General features: G+C 37.2%; 19 protein-coding genes. All 19 read left to right on the forward strand.

The features are described from left to right. The first annotated feature begins 55 nt into the window (after positions 1 to 55). Entirely contained in the window at positions 56 to 730 is a 675-nt protein-coding gene (locus tag NST33_RS18565; RefSeq protein ID WP_339304575.1) for a hypothetical protein, read from the forward strand. 11 nt (positions 731 to 741) lie between these two features. After that, positions 742 to 1,230, forward strand: a complete 489-nt coding sequence (locus NST33_RS18570) for a hypothetical protein (protein WP_339304577.1) — start codon at positions 742 to 744, stop codon at positions 1,228 to 1,230. 5 nt (positions 1,231 to 1,235) lie between these two features. Continuing rightward, positions 1,236 to 2,444, forward strand: a complete 1,209-nt coding sequence (locus NST33_RS18575) for a hypothetical protein (protein WP_339304579.1) — start codon at positions 1,236 to 1,238, stop codon at positions 2,442 to 2,444. An 11-nt stretch (positions 2,445 to 2,455) separates the two neighbouring features. Beyond that, positions 2,456 to 2,965 (forward strand): hypothetical protein, encoded by a 510-nt coding sequence (locus NST33_RS18580; RefSeq protein ID WP_091014508.1) that lies wholly within the window; start codon positions 2,456 to 2,458, stop codon positions 2,963 to 2,965. A 19-nt stretch (positions 2,966 to 2,984) separates the two neighbouring features. Further along, the gene (locus NST33_RS18585; RefSeq protein WP_339304582.1) at positions 2,985 to 3,455 is read left to right on the forward strand and encodes a hypothetical protein; all 471 of its coding nucleotides are present in this window, start codon (positions 2,985 to 2,987) and stop codon (positions 3,453 to 3,455) included. After that, positions 3,452 to 4,171 (forward strand): hypothetical protein, encoded by a 720-nt coding sequence (locus NST33_RS18590; RefSeq protein ID WP_339304584.1) that lies wholly within the window; start codon positions 3,452 to 3,454, stop codon positions 4,169 to 4,171. Before NST33_RS18585 ends, NST33_RS18590 begins: the two co-directional genes overlap by 4 nt. Before the next feature lie 39 nt (positions 4,172 to 4,210). Beyond that, a complete protein-coding gene (locus NST33_RS18595; RefSeq protein ID WP_339304586.1) occupies positions 4,211 to 4,948 on the forward strand; it encodes a hypothetical protein in 738 nt (245 codons plus the stop codon). Positions 4,949 to 5,003: 55 nt separating this feature from the next. Next, a complete protein-coding gene (locus NST33_RS18600; protein WP_339304588.1) occupies positions 5,004 to 5,750 on the forward strand; it encodes a hypothetical protein in 747 nt (248 codons plus the stop codon). A 4-nt stretch (positions 5,751 to 5,754) separates the two neighbouring features. Next, on the forward strand, positions 5,755 to 6,768 hold the full coding sequence (locus tag NST33_RS18605; RefSeq protein ID WP_339304590.1) for a glycosyltransferase: 1,014 nt from the start codon (positions 5,755 to 5,757) through the stop codon (positions 6,766 to 6,768). Continuing rightward, entirely contained in the window at positions 6,758 to 7,729 is a 972-nt protein-coding gene (locus NST33_RS18610; RefSeq protein ID WP_339304592.1) for a glycosyltransferase, read from the forward strand. Before NST33_RS18605 ends, NST33_RS18610 begins: the two co-directional genes overlap by 11 nt. 14 nt (positions 7,730 to 7,743) lie before the next feature. Beyond that, complete coding sequence (locus NST33_RS18615) at positions 7,744 to 8,226, forward strand: hypothetical protein (RefSeq protein ID WP_339304594.1); 483 nt, start codon at positions 7,744 to 7,746, stop codon at positions 8,224 to 8,226. Beyond that, the gene (locus tag NST33_RS18620; protein ID WP_339304596.1) at positions 8,216 to 8,641 is read left to right on the forward strand and encodes a hypothetical protein; all 426 of its coding nucleotides are present in this window, start codon (positions 8,216 to 8,218) and stop codon (positions 8,639 to 8,641) included. The genes NST33_RS18615 and NST33_RS18620 overlap by 11 nt, the downstream gene beginning before the upstream one ends. A 69-nt stretch (positions 8,642 to 8,710) precedes the next feature. Next, positions 8,711 to 9,712, forward strand: coding sequence for a site-specific integrase (locus NST33_RS18625; RefSeq protein ID WP_063563053.1), 1,002 nt, complete (start codon positions 8,711 to 8,713; stop codon positions 9,710 to 9,712). A gap of 14 nt (positions 9,713 to 9,726) precedes the next feature. Continuing rightward, positions 9,727 to 9,900 carry a hypothetical protein gene (locus NST33_RS18630; protein ID WP_339304600.1) on the forward strand — a complete coding sequence of 58 codons (174 nt, stop codon included), beginning with the start codon at positions 9,727 to 9,729 and terminating at the stop codon, positions 9,898 to 9,900. A 98-nt stretch (positions 9,901 to 9,998) separates the two neighbouring features. Then, positions 9,999 to 10,355 carry a hypothetical protein gene (locus NST33_RS18635; protein ID WP_339304602.1) on the forward strand — a complete coding sequence of 119 codons (357 nt, stop codon included), beginning with the start codon at positions 9,999 to 10,001 and terminating at the stop codon, positions 10,353 to 10,355. Between the two features lie 91 nt (positions 10,356 to 10,446). Then, a complete protein-coding gene (locus tag NST33_RS18640; RefSeq protein WP_339304604.1) occupies positions 10,447 to 11,886 on the forward strand; it encodes a phage tail tape measure protein in 1,440 nt (479 codons plus the stop codon). Positions 11,887 to 12,109: 223 nt separating this feature from the next. Beyond that, positions 12,110 to 12,484, forward strand: coding sequence for a phage tail tape measure protein (locus NST33_RS18645; protein ID WP_099856713.1), 375 nt, complete (start codon positions 12,110 to 12,112; stop codon positions 12,482 to 12,484). 127 nt (positions 12,485 to 12,611) lie between these two features. Next, a complete protein-coding gene (locus tag NST33_RS18650) occupies positions 12,612 to 13,748 on the forward strand; it encodes a hypothetical protein (RefSeq protein ID WP_339304609.1) in 1,137 nt (378 codons plus the stop codon). A gap of 151 nt (positions 13,749 to 13,899) precedes the next feature. Then, on the forward strand, positions 13,900 to 18,906 hold the full coding sequence (locus NST33_RS18655) for an NlpC/P60 family protein (RefSeq protein WP_339304611.1): 5,007 nt from the start codon (positions 13,900 to 13,902) through the stop codon (positions 18,904 to 18,906). The last annotated feature ends 56 nt before the right edge of the window (positions 18,907 to 18,962 follow it).

The raw sequence follows: 18,962 nt of genomic DNA on the forward strand, positions 1-18,962 counted from the left end.
ATTGGCGGTAGAGAGTAAATTCTTTACCGCCTTTTCTTTTTGGGAGTGAATTAATATGGATGTAGTTGATAGTTCAATTATTGATGTTCTAAATTATTCGGATAGTTGTGTAGTGGTCTCCACTCACATTAAACCTGATGGCTATTTGTTTGACCCTGCTATTGAAGATCAACCCTTTGCATTACAACTTTCATTTGCCGAGATCAGAGGAATCAACAGCCAATCGAATCTCTTTCGTGAGGGCTTTTTGAGATTTCGAGAAACCGAACAAAAGAGTATCTATGAAAAACTTGGAATTAGGAATTATGAGTCTATTCTGACTGACGAAGATATCAGACATAGTATCCTAAATCCAACTAAAGATGGACTTGAACGATTCTTGAAAATTCAATCATCTTCTATGTTTGAGCGTATTCGAGGCATGCTTGTACAGTTAGAAAATTCGAATAAGTATGATATCTCGACTCGTGTGAAAAATGTCATTATGGAACGATACAAAGAACTGTACAACGGGAAGAAAATCACTGAAATTGTCATTAGGCCTACTGCATATGAAACTGCGAAGGTTGAAGAAAATGACTCAAATAGTAAAGTGAATGAACTTGAGTCACAAATTGCAGAACTCAAGAAATTGTTGGAGCTTTCTATTAAAAAAGATAGTGATAAAAACGATATCGCAACTGAAGAACCTAAGACGACTCGAAAAACTCGAAATCAGAGTAGTGAGTAGAGGTGTAGTACATGCCAACTCCTTTTGATACTTTATTCAACACCTTCTTTAGCATGATTGAAAAGGACTTAGACTTCTTTACCTACAGCAACGTCAGTAACGATGAAGCAATGGTTATTGCAAGATCTCGTGCTAGGGACTATCTTCTGGAAGCTGCTACGAAAATAAAGCTGACCACTAGTTCAGATATTGATTTCAATGTAGATGTCAACAATGAAACAATGTGCGACGATTTAACTATGACAGAGATTAATCTCTTAGCTTCGCTCATGAGGGAAAAATACTTTGAGCGTGATTTTTCTTTACTTAAAGCATTTCAGATACAATTTAGCCCAAAAGATTTACAGGTATTTAGTCCAGCCAACGAGAGAAAAACCTTTATGGATATGTTCGAATCAATTAAGCGTGATAATGCTGTACTGATGGATAATTACTCTTCTAGGGACAGATCGACGGGTAAGCTAAAAACAATTGACTATCAAGCTTATCAATTCGAGTGATAATTATGGATATTAACTATTTTCTGAAAATAAACAATGCCTTTGCCATTGAAAATAAAAGGGATATCACTATCAATCGAACTCGAAATCAGATTTCAAGAAACTTCAATGATAATGTGCAGACTATTAATGTTGAGATAAACGATGAGCCTCGCACAATATCAATAAGTTCGAGTAGCAAAAGCAACATATTGACTATATCTACGAGCCCTGATCAAAATGACCTTTTACCGGGAGATAGTGTTAGATGGGGTAAAGAAATTTGGCTGATTACTGAAAAGAAACCCAACAACATTTTTATTTCTCAGGCAATAATGGAAAAATGTAATTTTGACCTAAAATGGATCGATTCCGAAGGCTCTAAACAAACTTACCCTTCTGTTTTATATTTTAATGCCCGTTCCAATTTTGGTACGGAAGAAGATAAGACTATGAATCTTCCCGCAGGTCGTCGACAAATCACTGTACAATCCAATGAGCATACAGTCAAAATCAGGCGTGATGTAAGGTTTATTGTAGGCAACGAAGCATTCAAGGTAATTGATACAGATTATATGTCTGATGATGGATTGGTTAATCTTAGTTTACAGTCAGATCAAATTGATCCAGCCAAAGACAATCTTGAATTGGGTATAGCGGACTATCACAAGTTAGGTAAGTATGAGCTGCATATCCTTAATGACAATCCTCTATCACTCAGTATCCATCAATCTGCAAGAATCAATGTCAGAGTAATGAGAAACGGATCAGAAATAAGTGACCCACAACTTGAATACTTCAGTTCGAACACTGATTTGGTTATTGTCGATGAACTAGGGATTGTTACTATTCGTGAATCAGGCGAAGTAGCTATAACTGTTTCAGCATATGGGATTGATAAACAACTGAATATCTATGTAGCCCCCACTATCCATTATGACTATGACGCTACAATAGACGGAGCAAATGATATTTACTTAAACCGCGAGTCTACATATGTGGCTAGTTTCTTCAATAATGGAATTAAAATTTCTGATGAAAGTTCATTTTCATTGACAAATTTGGATGGCTCCCCTACTCTCCTCGCTTCAATATCCTCGCAAGATCCTATAGCAAATACATGTGTAGTCAAAGCAAACAGTAACCGTAAATTGGGTACTGTTATTTTGCATGTCAAAAATGCTAATGGACTGTCTTCGGGACAGAAAGAAATTAAAATTAAATCACTAATATAAGGAGTGTGTTCATGGGTCAAAGTATTGTTCGCTTTGGTGAACTGAAACCAGAGAATTACACAGAGGGTTTGAATAATGCATGGATTACGTTCTCTGCCCTCCCCTACTCGCGTCAACATTCATCTGGTATTGACGGTGACATTGTAATCAGTGCTACACCAACCGTAGAAATCGTTGATGTTGACTTGGATGTAGCAATCAATCCTCAACATGAATTCGCTTATTCAATTGGCACAGACAACAAGTTGAAGATGGCATTTGATAAAACTAAGTATAGTAAAGCTTCAGCAATTGAAACCCTCAAATGCATCAGCATCACTTATGAACTAGGACATCTTGAAGCAAACGGTGGACTGTATGTAGCGATTGCCAGAAACAGTCTAGGGGAAGAAGTGCATCGTACTGTTCCACAGACACTAGATCAACTAAAGAACGTTATTTCAACTTTTGATGACACACGTTCAGTTGACGTGAGTGGATTCTTGAGTTATCAAATTGTACGTGACTATCGGGTTACCTAACCTCTAAGGAGGTGTGCACATGTCAGGATTTAAAAACCTAGCAGAAGATAAACTCATTGTTTTAGATAAGATTTTTTCCAGTCAGGAAATACTTAAAGCTCTAACTTACAACGAAATGAACTTTCTTGATAAACCAGATGTTATTCCAGAAGATGTTTTATTCGATAGAGTTTTCCCTCATAGGTTTATTCCCAAAACATCCGAGGAAAAGAAAACATACATAGCTATTTCGTTTGAAAGGTATCTTCCAATAAAGAATGTTTTTAGAAGTGGATTAATTAAATTCAATGTTTTCACCCATCAAGATTTATTTAGGACTGATTACGGATGTCTTAGAACAGATTACATAATCATGAAACTAGACGAATTATTCAATAGTGAGCGTGGTCTTGGAGTTGGTAAAATTGAGTTTTATGAGATGGATGCATTAAGCGTAAATACTGACTATCACGGCTCCTATATTACTTTTAAAGTCCGTGATTTTCAGTGATGGATAAGGAATATGTGAAATTAAAGACTCTGGCGAATCAATCCATTGTACTTGATGGTTTAACAATAAAGCCAAAGACACTAAATGAGATCATTGATTTAGGATATGACCAGTTCAATCAGAAACTAAGACTAATTTCTTTACAAAAAGAGGATATCTTTGTTGATGTAGATTTTAGTGAATTCGATTATCCTCTCATCTTCTTTCTACTTCAAACAGACGGAAGTGATTTAATTGTCGAATACCTTACATCCTTTTCATATTTCTTAGGAATGAATGTATCTCTATCTCAAGAACAGAGTTCTTTGAAAATTGCTGACAACGAGTATTCATTTGATATTTTAGATTCACTATCAACAATAATTAAGACTCAAAACTGTTACGTATCAGAAAGTGATGATGACTTCAATCCCTTGAATGATCGTGTCAAAGCGCTCAGAGAGAAGATGTTGGCGAGAAAGAATAAACTAAGAAAACTCAAGCAAGATCAAGAATCTGACGGTGGGCTGTCTTTACAAGATTTAATCTCAATTTTGTGTTCGAATGGCAATGGAATAAACATATTTAATGTTTTTGATTTGAATTTCTTTCAATTTAATGACCAATTCAATCGCATGAGAATGATTGATGAATATGAAGTAAACATCCAAGCGCTCCTACATGGAGCAGATTCAAAAAATATCAAATTAACACATTGGATTTCCGGTGTGAAATAGGCATCGTGCCTATCATTTAGATTATATGGAGGAAAATTAATGAGTCGATATGGTTCACGCGAAATTATGGACGTAGTATTGAAAGATCCGACTACAGGGGAACCAGTAGTATATCTTGAGAGTCTTACAACTTCTACGTTTGAGTTCCAAGCGCAAACGGTCTACGCGCGCGGTGGTAAGGGACATCCTAAGCTCATCGGCTGGGATTCTGAGAAAGACGTTACATTGAATATGGAAGATGCATTGATCTCCAAGGAATCTCTGGGCACTCTCACTGGCTCTGAGTTCAAGAAAGGTGTAAAACCTGTACATAAAAAAGAAGTAATTACAATCGAAGAAGTTGATACACTTACTCTCGCTAAAGAGCCTTTGACAACTAAACCAGCATTCTTCTATCGTACAGTAGATGGCACTTCAATTGGTGAGAAGCTGATTTCAGCAACTCCTGTTTCTCAAGAAATTGATTTTGCAGGTTTGGCGGTTGGTGAGAAAGTCATTGCCGATTACTATTACAATGCTCCTGACACTACTCAGAGCATGACTGTGTTCTCAGATGTGTTCCCGGGTACTTACCTTCTTGAAGGAACTACAATGTGGAGAAATGAAGACGGAAAAGATGTTGAAGCACTGTACACTGTCCCTAAACTAAAAGTTTTGCCGGGATTCTCTATCGGTATGGCTTCTACTGGAGATCCGCAACCATTCACATTTACATGTGAAGTATTGAAAGATACAAAATCAACTGCAATGGTTATCATTGATTTGTTGGAAGATTAAAATACATACGGGCTGAGTCTAATTGGCTTAGCCCTATTTTTTTCTAGGAGTAAACATGAAAACAATTACAATAGCTGCACCAGTACGAAATAGAGAATGGATTCTTCCCCAATATTTATTGAAGATTTTTGAGATCAATTACCCCAAATCTTTAATCGATCTACATTTCGTTGTTAATGATAGTTTAGACAAAACATTTGAGTTGCTGACAGAATTTAAAAAAGACAATAAAGGCTTGTACAATAACATTAGAATCGATGTAATTAACAATAATTCACCCGAAGATGAACGAGAGTTTTCGGTAAGAAACAAATACATATATAGAAGTTTGAGCAACTTAAAGAATTACATTATGAGCAAAGTTCGAACCGATAAATTGATTTTTATCGATACAGATATCCTTGTAAAACCTGATGTTATTACTAAGTTACTCAAGCATGGGAAAAAGATCATATCGGGATTGATTTACAATGGATATTTGACCAATAAAGATAAGCCATATCTATATCCAAATATCATGCAGTTGGATGATAAGGGTCAATATCGGCATATAACAAACTATCATGTTAAGACTGCCCCTGCCCTACTCTGTTCTAAGCTGCAACGAGTAGATCTGACTGGAGCAATAATTTTATTAGATAAATCAGTTTATAAGTCTATAAAATACGGATTTCATCCACAAGGAGAAGACGCATACTTTTGTAAGATGGCTCAAGACAATGGCTTCGAGCTTTTTTGTGATTTGTTTGCATATAGTCATCACATTATGTCACCAGAACAATTAAATCAAATAGGGAGATAAAAAATTGACCAAACGTAAAGTAATGCTTTATCCGCCAACATTAAATTGGGGATTTTTAAAGCAAACTCCACAGCAAATTTCAGAGCAATTCGCCAATAATGGCTATGACGTTATTTTCTGCAACAATGAACAATCAAACAAACCTGTTGAAGAAGTATATCCTCATGTTTTTGTATATCACAATTTTCAAGAAGTACTCAATAAGATTAAACATAAACAACTTAAAGTAGATGTTTATTACTACACTTGGGCTAAGTCTGCTCAGTATGTAGAAAACATCAAAGCAAAGATCAATATCTATAATCGCGTTGACGAGTTTCCAGATTGGATTCCATATGAACAAGAAGCAATGAATAAGGCAGATATGATATTTACTACAAGCCAAAAACTATATGCTAAGACTCAGGAATCCAAACCTACCTATTTGATTAGAAACGCCTGTCCAGATTCATATATTGAGAGAAATTCAAACGTGCCTGAAGAATATAGAGATGTTAATGAACCTATTGTGATGTTTTCTGGAGCTGTTGGTTCATGGATTTCAACGAACTTAATAAAAAAAGTAGCGGATAGATACAAGACTTTTTTAGTAGGACAAGAATTCGGGAAACACTGTCCCGACAATGTTATCAATTTGGGCGTTAAAAGTCATGATGAACTACATGCATATTATCAACATGCTAACGTTTCTTTGATCCCTTTTAATCTAAAGGACGGCATCACTCAATCATCTTGCCCTCTCAAGCTGTTTGAAGCTATGGCATCTGGTACGCTGTCCGTGGCTACGAAATGGGAAGAAACTGAAATTTATCCCGATGCAGTATTAACGGCAGAAGACGATGAGGAATTTTTATCTCAAGTAGACAAAGCAATTCAGTTTTCAATTAACAATAGGGAGCAGGTAGCAGAGATAACAAAACAAGTAGCAAAAAAGAACACTTGGGAAGTTCGATATCAGCAAATTGAAAAGGCTATTGAGGAATATACACTGAAAAGTGGTGTTGTGATTGGGTCTTAAAGTTTTATTTACGAATAATTCTTCACTTATAAAATATGGAATTGCATCAGGATTTAAAAATCTTGGGCATGAAGTACATATTATGGATGGCAAATATCAACTCTGGGATAAAGACAAGGAAACCCAAGTTGAACTTTTTAAGGAGTACATAGAGAACAATCATGTAGATATCGTATTTTCTGAGTGTTTCGCTAACTTTGCTGAAGGCATATTTGAACACACAAAAACAAAAGGAATATTCCACGCATTCTTTTCCATTGAAGATACTCCTTTTGATCATTGGATAGGTGATTACTGGTCTGATTATGCTGATTATATTTTTACAACAACTGCTGAGTGTCTTCCTAACTACTGGAACAAAGGTAAACAAGCTGAGTTGATGTTGTTTGGATGCAATCCTGACTTTCATAAACGAGTCGATTCAGGGATACAAAAAGATATGGTGCTTATTGCTAATAACTATGAGCGTAGATTCGAACAGACTAGAAGGTTTATCATGCCAGTTGTAGAGCGTGGTTATGATGTGAGCATCTTTGGTAATGAGTGGTGGATGGATGAAGACCGCGAGGTAAATTTACTGAGCCATCCTTCCACCTACAAAGGATATGGTGCATACGAAGATCTCCCCTACTTGTATTCAACAAGCAAGATAATTCTAGGACAAAATTTAGATGATAAGTCCATTACTCAAACTTCAATGAGACCTACGGAGAGTCTTGGCATAGGAGGAGGCATCTTAATCTCCCCTTTCACTCCCGCTCAGCAATATCTATTCCATGATCATGTTTATCTGCCTAAGAACACCGATGAGATGCTATTGATGGTCGATGAAGTCTTGAACATGACAGATATACAACGAGAACAAAAAGCTAAGAAGGCACAAGAATTCGTGTACAAGTACCACAATTATAACTTGAGAGCTGAACAAGTGATCAATGCTTATCATGGCTACAAGCCATAAAGGGAGATGAATAAATGGCAAAATCAAATAAGTTGACACTAGCAAAACTTAATGCTGTAGATAGCAAGAATAATCAGCGCAAAACAATCTATGTGACATCTGAGAACTATGAAGTAAACGTGCATACCTATTTTCGAGAGTCTTTGATGGAGGATGTAGTGACAGAATACATTGCTCTTGTTGAGGAATTGAGATCTCAGACTGATCTAGACGATGTATTGATTCGTGGAACTCTGAGTCTATTTAATGTACTAGTGATGAAGAAATTCACTGATCTTCCTTTCCCCAAAAATATGGGCTTGGGAAGTCTGATCGAGATTTCAAGAAAGTTTATGGACAATGGAATCACCAATGAGGTAATTAACTCATTCCCAAAAGAAGAACTGGACAAACTTGAACAAAGATTTAAAGCAGCTCAGCAGCAAGCAGCTAAAGTAATTGCAGAAATGGCTGTAGCATCAGTAGCACAGGCCAAGGAAATATCAGATGCAGGTTAAGACACAACAGGATTTAATTAAGTTTCTACAAAAGTTGAATCGACCTATTGGAAAAGCATTGGTTAATGATGTAGCTAAGACAGTTAAACAGACAATGAAAGAAAAAGTAAAAGAAGAAGTCTATGATGTGTATGAGCCAACTATGTACTCACGGACTGGTCTATTAGGTAGCGAAGAAAGTATGAAGTCTGAATTGATTAATGAAACAACTCTAGTAGTCGAAAATATTCGTTCAGATGGGGATAGAAATGTTGCTGAAGTCGTGGAGAGCGGAGAAAATTACCAATACGGATTTGAGTATGCAGGTGTTCCACGTCCATTTACTGAGGCAACACGAGAAGAGTTGAGAAATACGGGTGCTCACAAAGCGGCTATGTACAGAGGCTTAAAGCGTCAGAATATCAAATTGAAATAATAAAACACAGGGAGCGTGTTAAATATGGCATTGGAAAGTTACGATCAATATACATAAGGATGATGTTAATTGAGTAAAAAAGAAGTTAAGCAAAACACCTTGCGTGAACCAGCTAAGAAACAAGCAGAAGTAACCGAAGAAATGTGGTTACAGGTTAATGAGGATTATAGATTAATTGCAGAAGAATTCGTATCAGTACAAGACCTCTCCCCTGCTTCACGTAAGCAATATACAAGTGTCATCCGACAGTTTGGATGGTATATGGTGAACTCCATGAGTAACAAGCCTTTTTATAAAATTACTAAACGAGACTTCTTGAGATATTTAAGTCATATTCGGGACAATCGAAAAATGTCTTCTTCCGCTATTAGTCTCCGTAAATCAGTAATTTCAAGTCTATGTAATCACATTGAAAATATCATTGCCGACGAAGAAGAAAACTACAAACAGTTCCGAAACTTCACTCGTGGTTTACCTGCTATTGCAAGAAACCGTGTTTATGAGAAAGTAAAAGTAACTAAAGATGAATATGACATGATGATGGACGTTCTTAAAGAAGATGAGAACTGGCTTGGTATGGCTTGGCTTGCTACAGCTTTTAGGGTTGGTGCTAGACGATCCGAGATCATTCAATTTAAATCCGAAATCCTAGATTATGAAGTTCCAGAAGGTCAAAACTATGTCACTTCTCATACAGTTCGTGGAAAAGGAAGGAGCTTGGACGGCAAGAATTTGCAGTACATGATTCCTCTCGATGTAATTCCCCATATCAAAAAGTGGATTGATGAACGCGGTTATGAAAGTGATTATATCTTCACGACTAGATATGGGAATGAGATTAAACCGATGTCAGCAGCATGGTCTGATGATTTCTGTTCCAATACGCTGTCCGACATTCTAGAAAGACGAGTCAATGTGCATATATTCAAAAACTCTTGTATCACGTACTTGTTGGAATCAGGTGTAGATATTAATTTGGTATCCAAATTTGTTGCACATCACAACGATATTTCTACAACGTCTATCTATGATTTACGTGACTTTGAAGATGAGAAAAGTAAGATATTTTAAAGGGGAGAATTTGAATGAAGGCAAAAATCAATGGAATTGAAGTTGAAGGAACGGTTGAGGAAGTTATTGCTTTCTATGGTGGAATCAACAAACGAAACGTAGCAGAACTAAGTAAGACTTACACTATTCACCCCTCCATTGCACTCTTCCCACCTTCTTTTATGCCGCAAATCACTTGTCAAAATTAAAGTAAAATTACCATTTCATTTTGATTTAAAGGGAGCAAAAAATGAAAATATATAATTATCAACTTGATGCTTTAGCTTCATATCTCCACTCACTCAATTTGGAGCGAAGAGCGTCTCGACTTCGAACCAGATTCAAGAATATTATATTGGATAAATATCAATCGGTTATGAATGAAGTCAATGAGATTAACAAGGAATATCTGATTTACGATGAAAACAACCAGCCAATTATGAATGACGATAAGTATACATTCAAAGATGATGTTAAACGTTTAAATGACATCAACGAATTGTATAATGAACACTTTATCATTGAACAGAGTGAGAATAATCGTGAAATGCTTGAATCCATTAAAGACAGTGTAATCAACCATTCACATGAAACATTCGAAGGTAAAGATGCAGATATTTATGATTTGATGTGTGAGCTGGTAGAACAAATTGAATACGAGTAAACATTGGGAAGCGATCATTTGAATCGCTTCTTTTTTATTTCTCTTTAGATATTAGAAGCAAAAAGGAAGTGATTTAAGTATTATGACTGATTTGAAGATTTTGATTGAAGCTGGTCTCAGCATGGGTTCCAGCGTTAAGAATATCAACGATGAAATTAAAGCTTTAGCTAAACATCCCTCTCTCAAATCTTTAAATTTGAAGGTGGATATTGATAAATCATTTGTTAAATCGATGAATGAGTTTGTAGCAGCAACTAAAGTATTGAGTACTGCATTGGAACAGCAACAAAAAGTAATTAATGAGTCAGTTAAGACAACCAAGATGCTGGATGGCTCAATTGAAAAGGTAACACAGAAGCAATTAGCCAACGGCTCAATTATCACTCAGACCACCAAAAAGATTAATGAAGAAACCAAGGCTTACAGTGAACAAAAGAAAACTCTACAGCAACTTGAAAAAGAATTAGATGGGTATTCCCTAGCTAGAACTAGAGCCAATAAGAATAAACTTGGTGAGATCAATAGTACGACCAATACATATAAAAATCAGACTGGTCAACAAGTTAGCGTCAATGTAGACAATGAAGGAAATGTTAAGAATTACAGTCAGATAACTGACTACCTCAAGCAACAACAAGATGCATTACAAAAAGAGCAAGCGATCAATAAGCAGCGTGAACAAGCAGCACAACAGGAATATACAACACGTAAAGCATTAGCAGATAAGAATCTCAAAGAGGAAGAACAACGTAATCAGCAATTTCTTAATCAGTTGAGGACACGATTTGCTGAGGAACAGAAGATTGCTCGTGATCGTGATGCTTTGGATAAGGCACATTCAGCAGCTATTACTGAAAATTTAAATAGACAAAAAGCTGTTGCTGATATGCAAGCTAAGATAACAGCAGCACAGACTAAGTTTAAGGGTAACTCCTCTGCTGTTGCTGAGTTAAATGCGTTGAACGCTCAATTGGGCAATGTGTCGAAAGTTAGCAATTATAAGAATGCATTAACAGAGTTACAGACTAAGTTAACACAGATTACATCTCAGGCAAAGTTAGCTGGCAATGAAACTAGAACACTAGGACAACGTTTTGGTGATGCAGCATCTAAAGTAGCTATGTGGGCAGGTGCAACTTCATCTGTTTATATGGTTACACGAGCATTGAGAGACATGGTAAGTGTAGTTGTACAAGTAGATAGCCAGATGACTCAACTAAAACGTGTAATGGATGAGTCGACAGACTTTGAGGGCATGTTGAGTCGTAGTATTCAATTGGCTAATGAGTTGGGTCGGAGTATTACAGAGGTAAATGAGAATGCTATTGGATTCGCACGTATGGGATTTGACGAAGATCAAACCATGAACCTTGCAAAGACAACAACGTTATTGCAGAACATCTCTGAGCTAACACCACAGGAATCGGTGGATACGTTAACAGCAGCAATGACTATTTTTAATGTGGAAGCAAGTAAGAGTATTGAAATTGCGAATAAGTTAAATGAGATTAAATTCGGTCTCCTCATGTAGTAATACATGCAGATAAACCTTTTCTGATTGACTTGGATCTCCCACTGGGACAACAAGGGGCAAGTTTAAATACAGCCTGAACGACTGAGTGAAAAGGCTCCACTATCCAGTGGATGAAGCGACAGTCTGCACTCTGTAGTAATACAGAGAGAAGCGCTCAAGTGTAAAGACACTTTTGGAAGAAGCGCTTCCGCTACGAACATCGTAGTCAGTAGGGTGATTAATGTCCGAAAGTAACAGATATAGCGATAACAACTTCGCAATCACAACTCAAAATCTAGCGCTTTCCATGACAAAGGCGGGTTCTTCAGCGAATACCTTCGGTGTATCAATGGAAACTCTCCTCGGAAACACTACAGCAATTACCACTGCGACGCGTGAAAGTGGTGCAGTGGTAGGTAATAGTTTGAAAAGCATATATTCCCGTATGACATCAATGGCAAAATCAGAGGAAGTACTCAATGGCGTTGGGGTCTCAATGCGAGAAATGAACGGCGATGTCAGAGATGTTTCAGATATTATGGACGATCTAGCGGGTAAATGGACTGGATTATCTAAAGAGCAACAGCAATATACGGCAGTACAGCTGGCGGGTTAACATAACGGCCCCATAATCAAGTGATTGGTTTATGCAAAGTCAACCATATCGGTGGACACCTTAGCGAGTCATGTCGAAGGCAATACCGAGGTAAGGCGTCTTGTGAGAGAGACAATAGTATTGGAGAATGATTTACATACATAAAGATATCGAACTCAGCATTATCGAGGACTACAAAAACGGAATTAAACCTAAGGACATTTGTGATAAATATAACGTCAAAAACTTTTACAACATTCTCAACAAATACAAAGTTCAAAGATTTAACAAGAAATGGACTCAAGACGAATTAGATATCTTATTAGAACGATATTCTGATGAGCCATGGGAATCTCTTCTAGGTCTAATCCCAAAATTCACAAAGGAAGAAATAGCTCAAAAAGCAAGTAGACTAAAGTTAAAGAGGGAAAACTTCCATTACACTTATGAGGAACGAGAATATATAAGAAAGTATTATAATTCCATGCCCACTAAAGAATTTGTAAAAAGGTTTTTCCCTACTAGAACTGAATCTGCCATTCACTGTAAAGCGAGTAAAATGGGAATAATCTCAAGAGAGCCTTGGTCTCAAAAAGAGAATGATTTATTAAAGGAAACGTATCACAATACTTCAAATCGTAAATTGAAGGACATGTACTTTCAGAACAGAAGTCTTACTGCAATTATGTGTCAAGCCGCAAAGTTAGGATTAAAAAAGACTATTACAAATATGCAATTCTCAAAAGACGAACTAATGAATTGTCTTAAAACACTTGCAGAAAAACTTGGACATACACCCACCATGGACGAAATTTTGGCTGACGAAGATACTCCCTCTCCGATGACATTTTATAGATACTTTGGCTCCTATAATGAAGCATGCTTGGAAGCAAATCTGACTCCTAACCCTATTAATATTTTTGGCTATTGTGGTTTCCATAAAGCTTCGGATGGAACAGTTTGTTTATCCAATGCAGAACTCTCAATCACTGAATTCTTTATAGAAAACAACATTTCCTTTGAAAAAGAAGTCCCTTATACGGAATTTGTAGATGACCCTAGAAGTGGCAAAAAGAGATGTGATTGGGTCTTAGAGGACGGTAGCGTTATAGAATACTTCGGTATGCCAGAAAGAGAACGTTACAAGGAAAAGATGAATCAAAAAATTATTATATGTAAAGAAAACGACATCAAACTAATAGCGCTTTACAGAAAAGATTTAAATAAACTACATAAAATTTTCAAACCTCTCACAAACGTTTCAACCGTAACGACTAAACGTTGACCTTCTTTGAAAAAAGAAGATGTTATAGTCTGATCTCTATGGAAACATAGAGAGGATAGGTCAAGTGTAAAGACACTTTTGGAAGAACCTGTCCCGCTATATTATTCATTAGTATAGTCAGTAAGGCGCTATATGCCTGAAAGTAACAGTTTTGCGTTACCAGCTGTCGCGTTTCATTGCCTTGCTCGACAACTATGATATATCTGTTCAAGCTACAGAAGCGGCACTTCACTCTCAAGGTTCGGCTACACGAGAGAATGAGAAATATATGGCATCCCTTGAAGCACGAATCCAAAAAATGAAAACTGCATGGGAAACCATGTCCCTCGCCTTTGGAGACGCAATTATCTCTGATTCAATTGTAACTCTTACCTCCCTCATAGCTTCCATGTTAAACGGTGTTGCTAAAGTAGTTGATGTAGTTGGTGCTCTCCCTGTCATCTTAGGGGTGGCAAGTGTAGCACTACTGGGACTCCATCTCGGATTCCGTATGCTAATCATCGAAATGACAAAAACAATCGCCTCAATGTTTGGACTCACTATACAGACTGGAACAGCTTCTGCGGGTATGAATAGATTCTCCTTGTCTACTATTGCATCTAAAATATCGCTTATGGGCCTATCTGGTGCTGCTAATATAGCCAAAGTTGCTCTTCGTGGACTCATGATTGCAACAGGAATTGGAGCTGCATTTGCTGCACTGGGCTGGGCTATCGAAGGCATTGTTGGCCTCTTCTCTGATGCAACTCAAGCAACAGAGGACTTCACTGATAAAACGGAAGCGTTAAATGAGAAACAATATGATTTGGCTAATCTTAAAAAGTTACAAGGCGAATATGATGAACTATCCAAGAAAACTAGTTTGAATTATGATGAAAAATCAAAGTTGGCTCAAATTGAAAGTGAACTATCTTCAAAATACGGAATCACTGTTCAAGGTATAGATGGACAAACCAAATCTATTCAAGAAAATAATGAAGCAATCAAATCCGCAATTGAACTCAAAGAAGCAGAATTAAAGATAGAACGTGATCGTGCAGAAATTGAATACGCTGCAAACTCACGTGACATTGAAAGCAATATTTCTAAGTACAAAGAACAATTAATTGCTTTAGAAAAAAGTAAACAAGCAGCACAAGAAGAATATGATTTAAGAACAAAGATTCTTAGTCAAACTAGCACATCAGATCCATCGTATGATGCAAATAGTCGTCACGCTCAGAATGCAGCTAAGGCATTGCAAGAAGAATTATCCGCATATGATGAAACTAACACTAAACTTCAAGAGTATACAAATAAGAAAGCCTTAATCCTTAAGAACGCTGGTCAAGAGTATGTTGATGAGCAGGAACGAAATAATGTCAAGATAAGCGGAATGACTCGCAAATTTATCGATATTTATGCTCAGGCTGCCGCTGAAAGCAAAATCCCTGCCGATCAAATCAAGAATAATTTAAACAAGGTATTTGAAAGTGTTCAGAGCGGAAACATAAAAAATGCTGAACAAGGGATGACTCTATTAGAATCTCTACCGGGTGTCGCTAATTTAACTGCTGAATCCTATAGAAATATGGGTGCTGCTATTTCTCAAGTTGACTATGCTCCTGTAGTCGAAGGCGTTGAGAATACAGAAGATGCTGTAGATGGTTTGGGAAATTCCGCTGATCAAACAGGACAAAAAGTCAGCGAAATGTCTAAGAAGCTTGATGAGCTTTCGGTATGGGCCACTAATTCCAAAGAAGAAGTTGAGCTTTTAAATAAGGCTCAGTCCGAACTAGCCAAAAAGAATACACTTTCTGCTGACACTATCAAGAAGATGAATGAAAAGTATGGTGACTTTATTAAGATCACTGGTCTTAGTAAAGATTCTATTTTAAAATTCATAAAGGCAAAAAAAGAAGAGAAAACAGAGTTTATCAATGCTGAAATAAAGAAAACAGAAATAGCAATTGAAGCTTCGATGAAAAGAATTGCTGCTGTTGAATTAGAGATGAGCGCGCGGCAGAAACTCATTGATCAGATGAAAGAAGACTATTCAGACATTGCTGGACAAGATCCATTGGAAGATATCAAGACTGAATCCAGAATGGGTGCTGTTAGATCTGCTGGTGGGAAACAAGCTGACTTAACTTATGAAAAAGAAAAATTAGCTGAGTTAACTGCAACACTACAGACTTGGAAAAGTATTGGTTCTGACACCAAGCAAATGGTTGAGAATGGCGATAAGGCTGTACAGGATGCTACTAAGTCCAATGACAAGTCGAATCAATCTTACACAGATACCAATGAGATTCTAACGGAAACTCAGAAGCGTCTTCTTGACCTTGCTGATGCTATCAAGAAAGTTCAAAATGAACGTAGCACAATGGTTAAAGGATCTAAGGAATACTTAGCAAACCTCAAAGAAGAGAAAAGGTTACTTGAAGATTCAATAGCTACTTCTAAGAAAGCCCTCAAGAATCCCTCTGAACTAGTCTCTACAAAGGTTAAGACTACTACAACGAGTTCCTCAAATGATACTTCAACCACACCTTCTTCATCTTCAAGTTCATCCACAGGATCTGGTACAAAACTAGATACGCTCCTCACTAATGCTCTTGGCTTACAGGGTAAGTTCACATATAAGCAAGTTGGCGGCAAATTCAAAGGCACCTATGATCAATTTGTTAAAGGCGCTATTTCTGACTGTTCGCAGTTTGTTCAAGAGATGTTTGATGAATTCCTTGGTATCAACCTCCCTCGTACTGCTGCTGAACAGTCCAAACAAGGCACTGCTGTTGATAAGAAAGATCTAAAAAAAGGCGACTTGGTATTCTTTGAAACAGTTAAAGGGAAGCAAGCATCTCATGTTGGTGTCTATACTGGTAATGGCAAGTTTATTCAAATGGGCAATTCCGGCCTTAAGGAACAAAGTTTAGATAGTAGCTACTGGGCTCCCAAGTATCGTAGTGCTAGACGTATAAATGGCGTTGGCGAATCTACCGCAACTACTAGTGCCCCTTCAATGAATAGCTCAGCTACTAAAGTTAAAACTACTAGCTCTGATGGTAAGACAACAACTGAGATTGTTAAAGCAACCCAAAAAGAACAAGATGATGCCGTGCGTGAAGAGAAGCAAAACTTATCATCTAAAGAGGCAAGTCTTTATCAGGTTGGCTTAGATATTGTTGAAACTATAATTGCTGGAACCGACAATGAAATTGCAAAACTACAATCGAAACGTGAATTATCAGCCAATAAGCAAAGTCGCTTTACACAGGATAGTCCTGAATGGCGTAAAGAGGAAATGGCTCAGAGTAGTTACCTCCAGCAAGAACAAAAGTTAATTGAGCAACAGAATAAAGATATTCGTCAACAACTACTTGAGAATAAAATCACTCAGGGTGAATACGATGCTAAGTTGGCTGAGAATAGTGCTAAATGGTGGGATTATCAGGCTCAAATTGATGATAAACGTAAGAGTATTTTTGATAGTCAAATTGCGGCTTATGAAACTCAAGTCAAGGCAAATGACGACTCGATAGCATTATCAGACGCTAATTTAAGTCTGTTAACTGAAGGTACAGTTGAATATAACAAAGAGTTGCGCAATCAGATTCCTCTACTGGAGAATAAGAGTGCTGTTATTGCTAAAGAGATTGCCTATGTGAAATCACTCTTGACCAGCAATAAATTAAACGCTGAGATGACTGTCTACTACAATGATAAACTTCAGGAACTTAATTTATCTCTGCTTGGTACTAATTCAGCCCTAGCCGATGTTAATAAGACTCTTAAAGATATGCGTGAGTCTGCGGCTGATAATATCATTGATGAGTATAAGAAGGTCATTGAACAACAACGTGACTTGGCGCTTGAGGGTCTTGATCAGGAGATTAAAAAAGAGAATGAGCGTCATGAGAAACGCATCAAGAACATTGATGATGAGCAAAAGCAGTTTGAGAATTATATCAATTCACGACTCAAAGCATTTGACCGTGAGAATACATCTACTGATTATACCGAAGAGCTTACGAAGGAAATGGACGAGCGTCAAAAAGTTCAGGACAGAATCAATGTTCTCTCTGCTGATAACTCAATGTCAGGCAAAGCTAAGCGTAAAGAACTAGAAAATCAACTCATCACTATTGATGAGGAGATTCGAAAATATCAACGTGATCGTGACCGTGAATTGGTTAAGCAAGGCCTACAAGACCAACTTGATGACCACAAGAATTACAACGATAAGATTAAAGATGAAGAAGACAAACAACATCAGGATGCTCTTGATAAATTGGACGATGAGAAGAAAAAGACTGAGCGTAAATACAAAGACATCTTAGAAGATCAAAAGTACTTTTATAATCTCAAACAAGGCTTGATGAGTAATGATGCTATCGTTGTAACTGCTACGCTTGGAATCATTGGTGGTGAGTATGACAAGTTATTTGCCAACATGAAAACTCATATTTTCGAAACGTCAAAGGAAATGCAGAATCTTTTGGATCAATTTGAGTTGGGCAGATCTGGTTTAGACAAGTTTAAATCTGGAGACTATTCCCCTACCGAGCCGGGAAGTGGTGGTGGAACTGGTAGGAGCGGTTCTTCTGGTCAAACTGGGACCATTAAAGGTACAACTGCTGCTCGTGTTGCTTGGACTGAGTATCTGAGCAATAAACAGTCTGCTGAGTCGATTAAGGCAGAAATGTCTAAGCTCGACAAAGCATCTAGCCAATACAAGAATCTTACTCAGCAATTTGATTCACTTAAGTCCAAGAATGACCAATTGCGTTCCGTGTATGGATTTCCTGATGGAAGTTTTAAAGATTTAGTGAATCAGAAAATCTTCAGCGCTGAGACTGGCGGTATGACTCCTGCTGGTATCGGTAAGGAAGGTAAATTCCTATTGGCACACGAGAAAGAATTGGTTCTCAACAAATCGGACACATCAAACGTGCTGAAGATAATTAATGTAGCACGAGACATGTTTGATAGATTTAAGAGTGGTTTGAACTTAAACTCTATATCTCCTAAGGGCAATACTGAGTCAAGCAGCACAGACAACAGTGTCAGAATTGAGAATGTAACTATTGTTGCTAAAGACACAGATACTGGACAAAGTTTAAGTGACAAATTCTTTGGTGCAGTAAATAAACAATTGAAAACAAGAACAATTTAAGGAGAGGGTTAACCCCCTCTTCTTTTTATTTATCGGAAAGGAAAGTGTATGTTAGG

This window comes from Paenibacillus sp. FSL L8-0435 (assembly GCF_037965655.1).
Lineage (GTDB): Bacteria > Bacillota > Bacilli > Paenibacillales > Paenibacillaceae > Paenibacillus.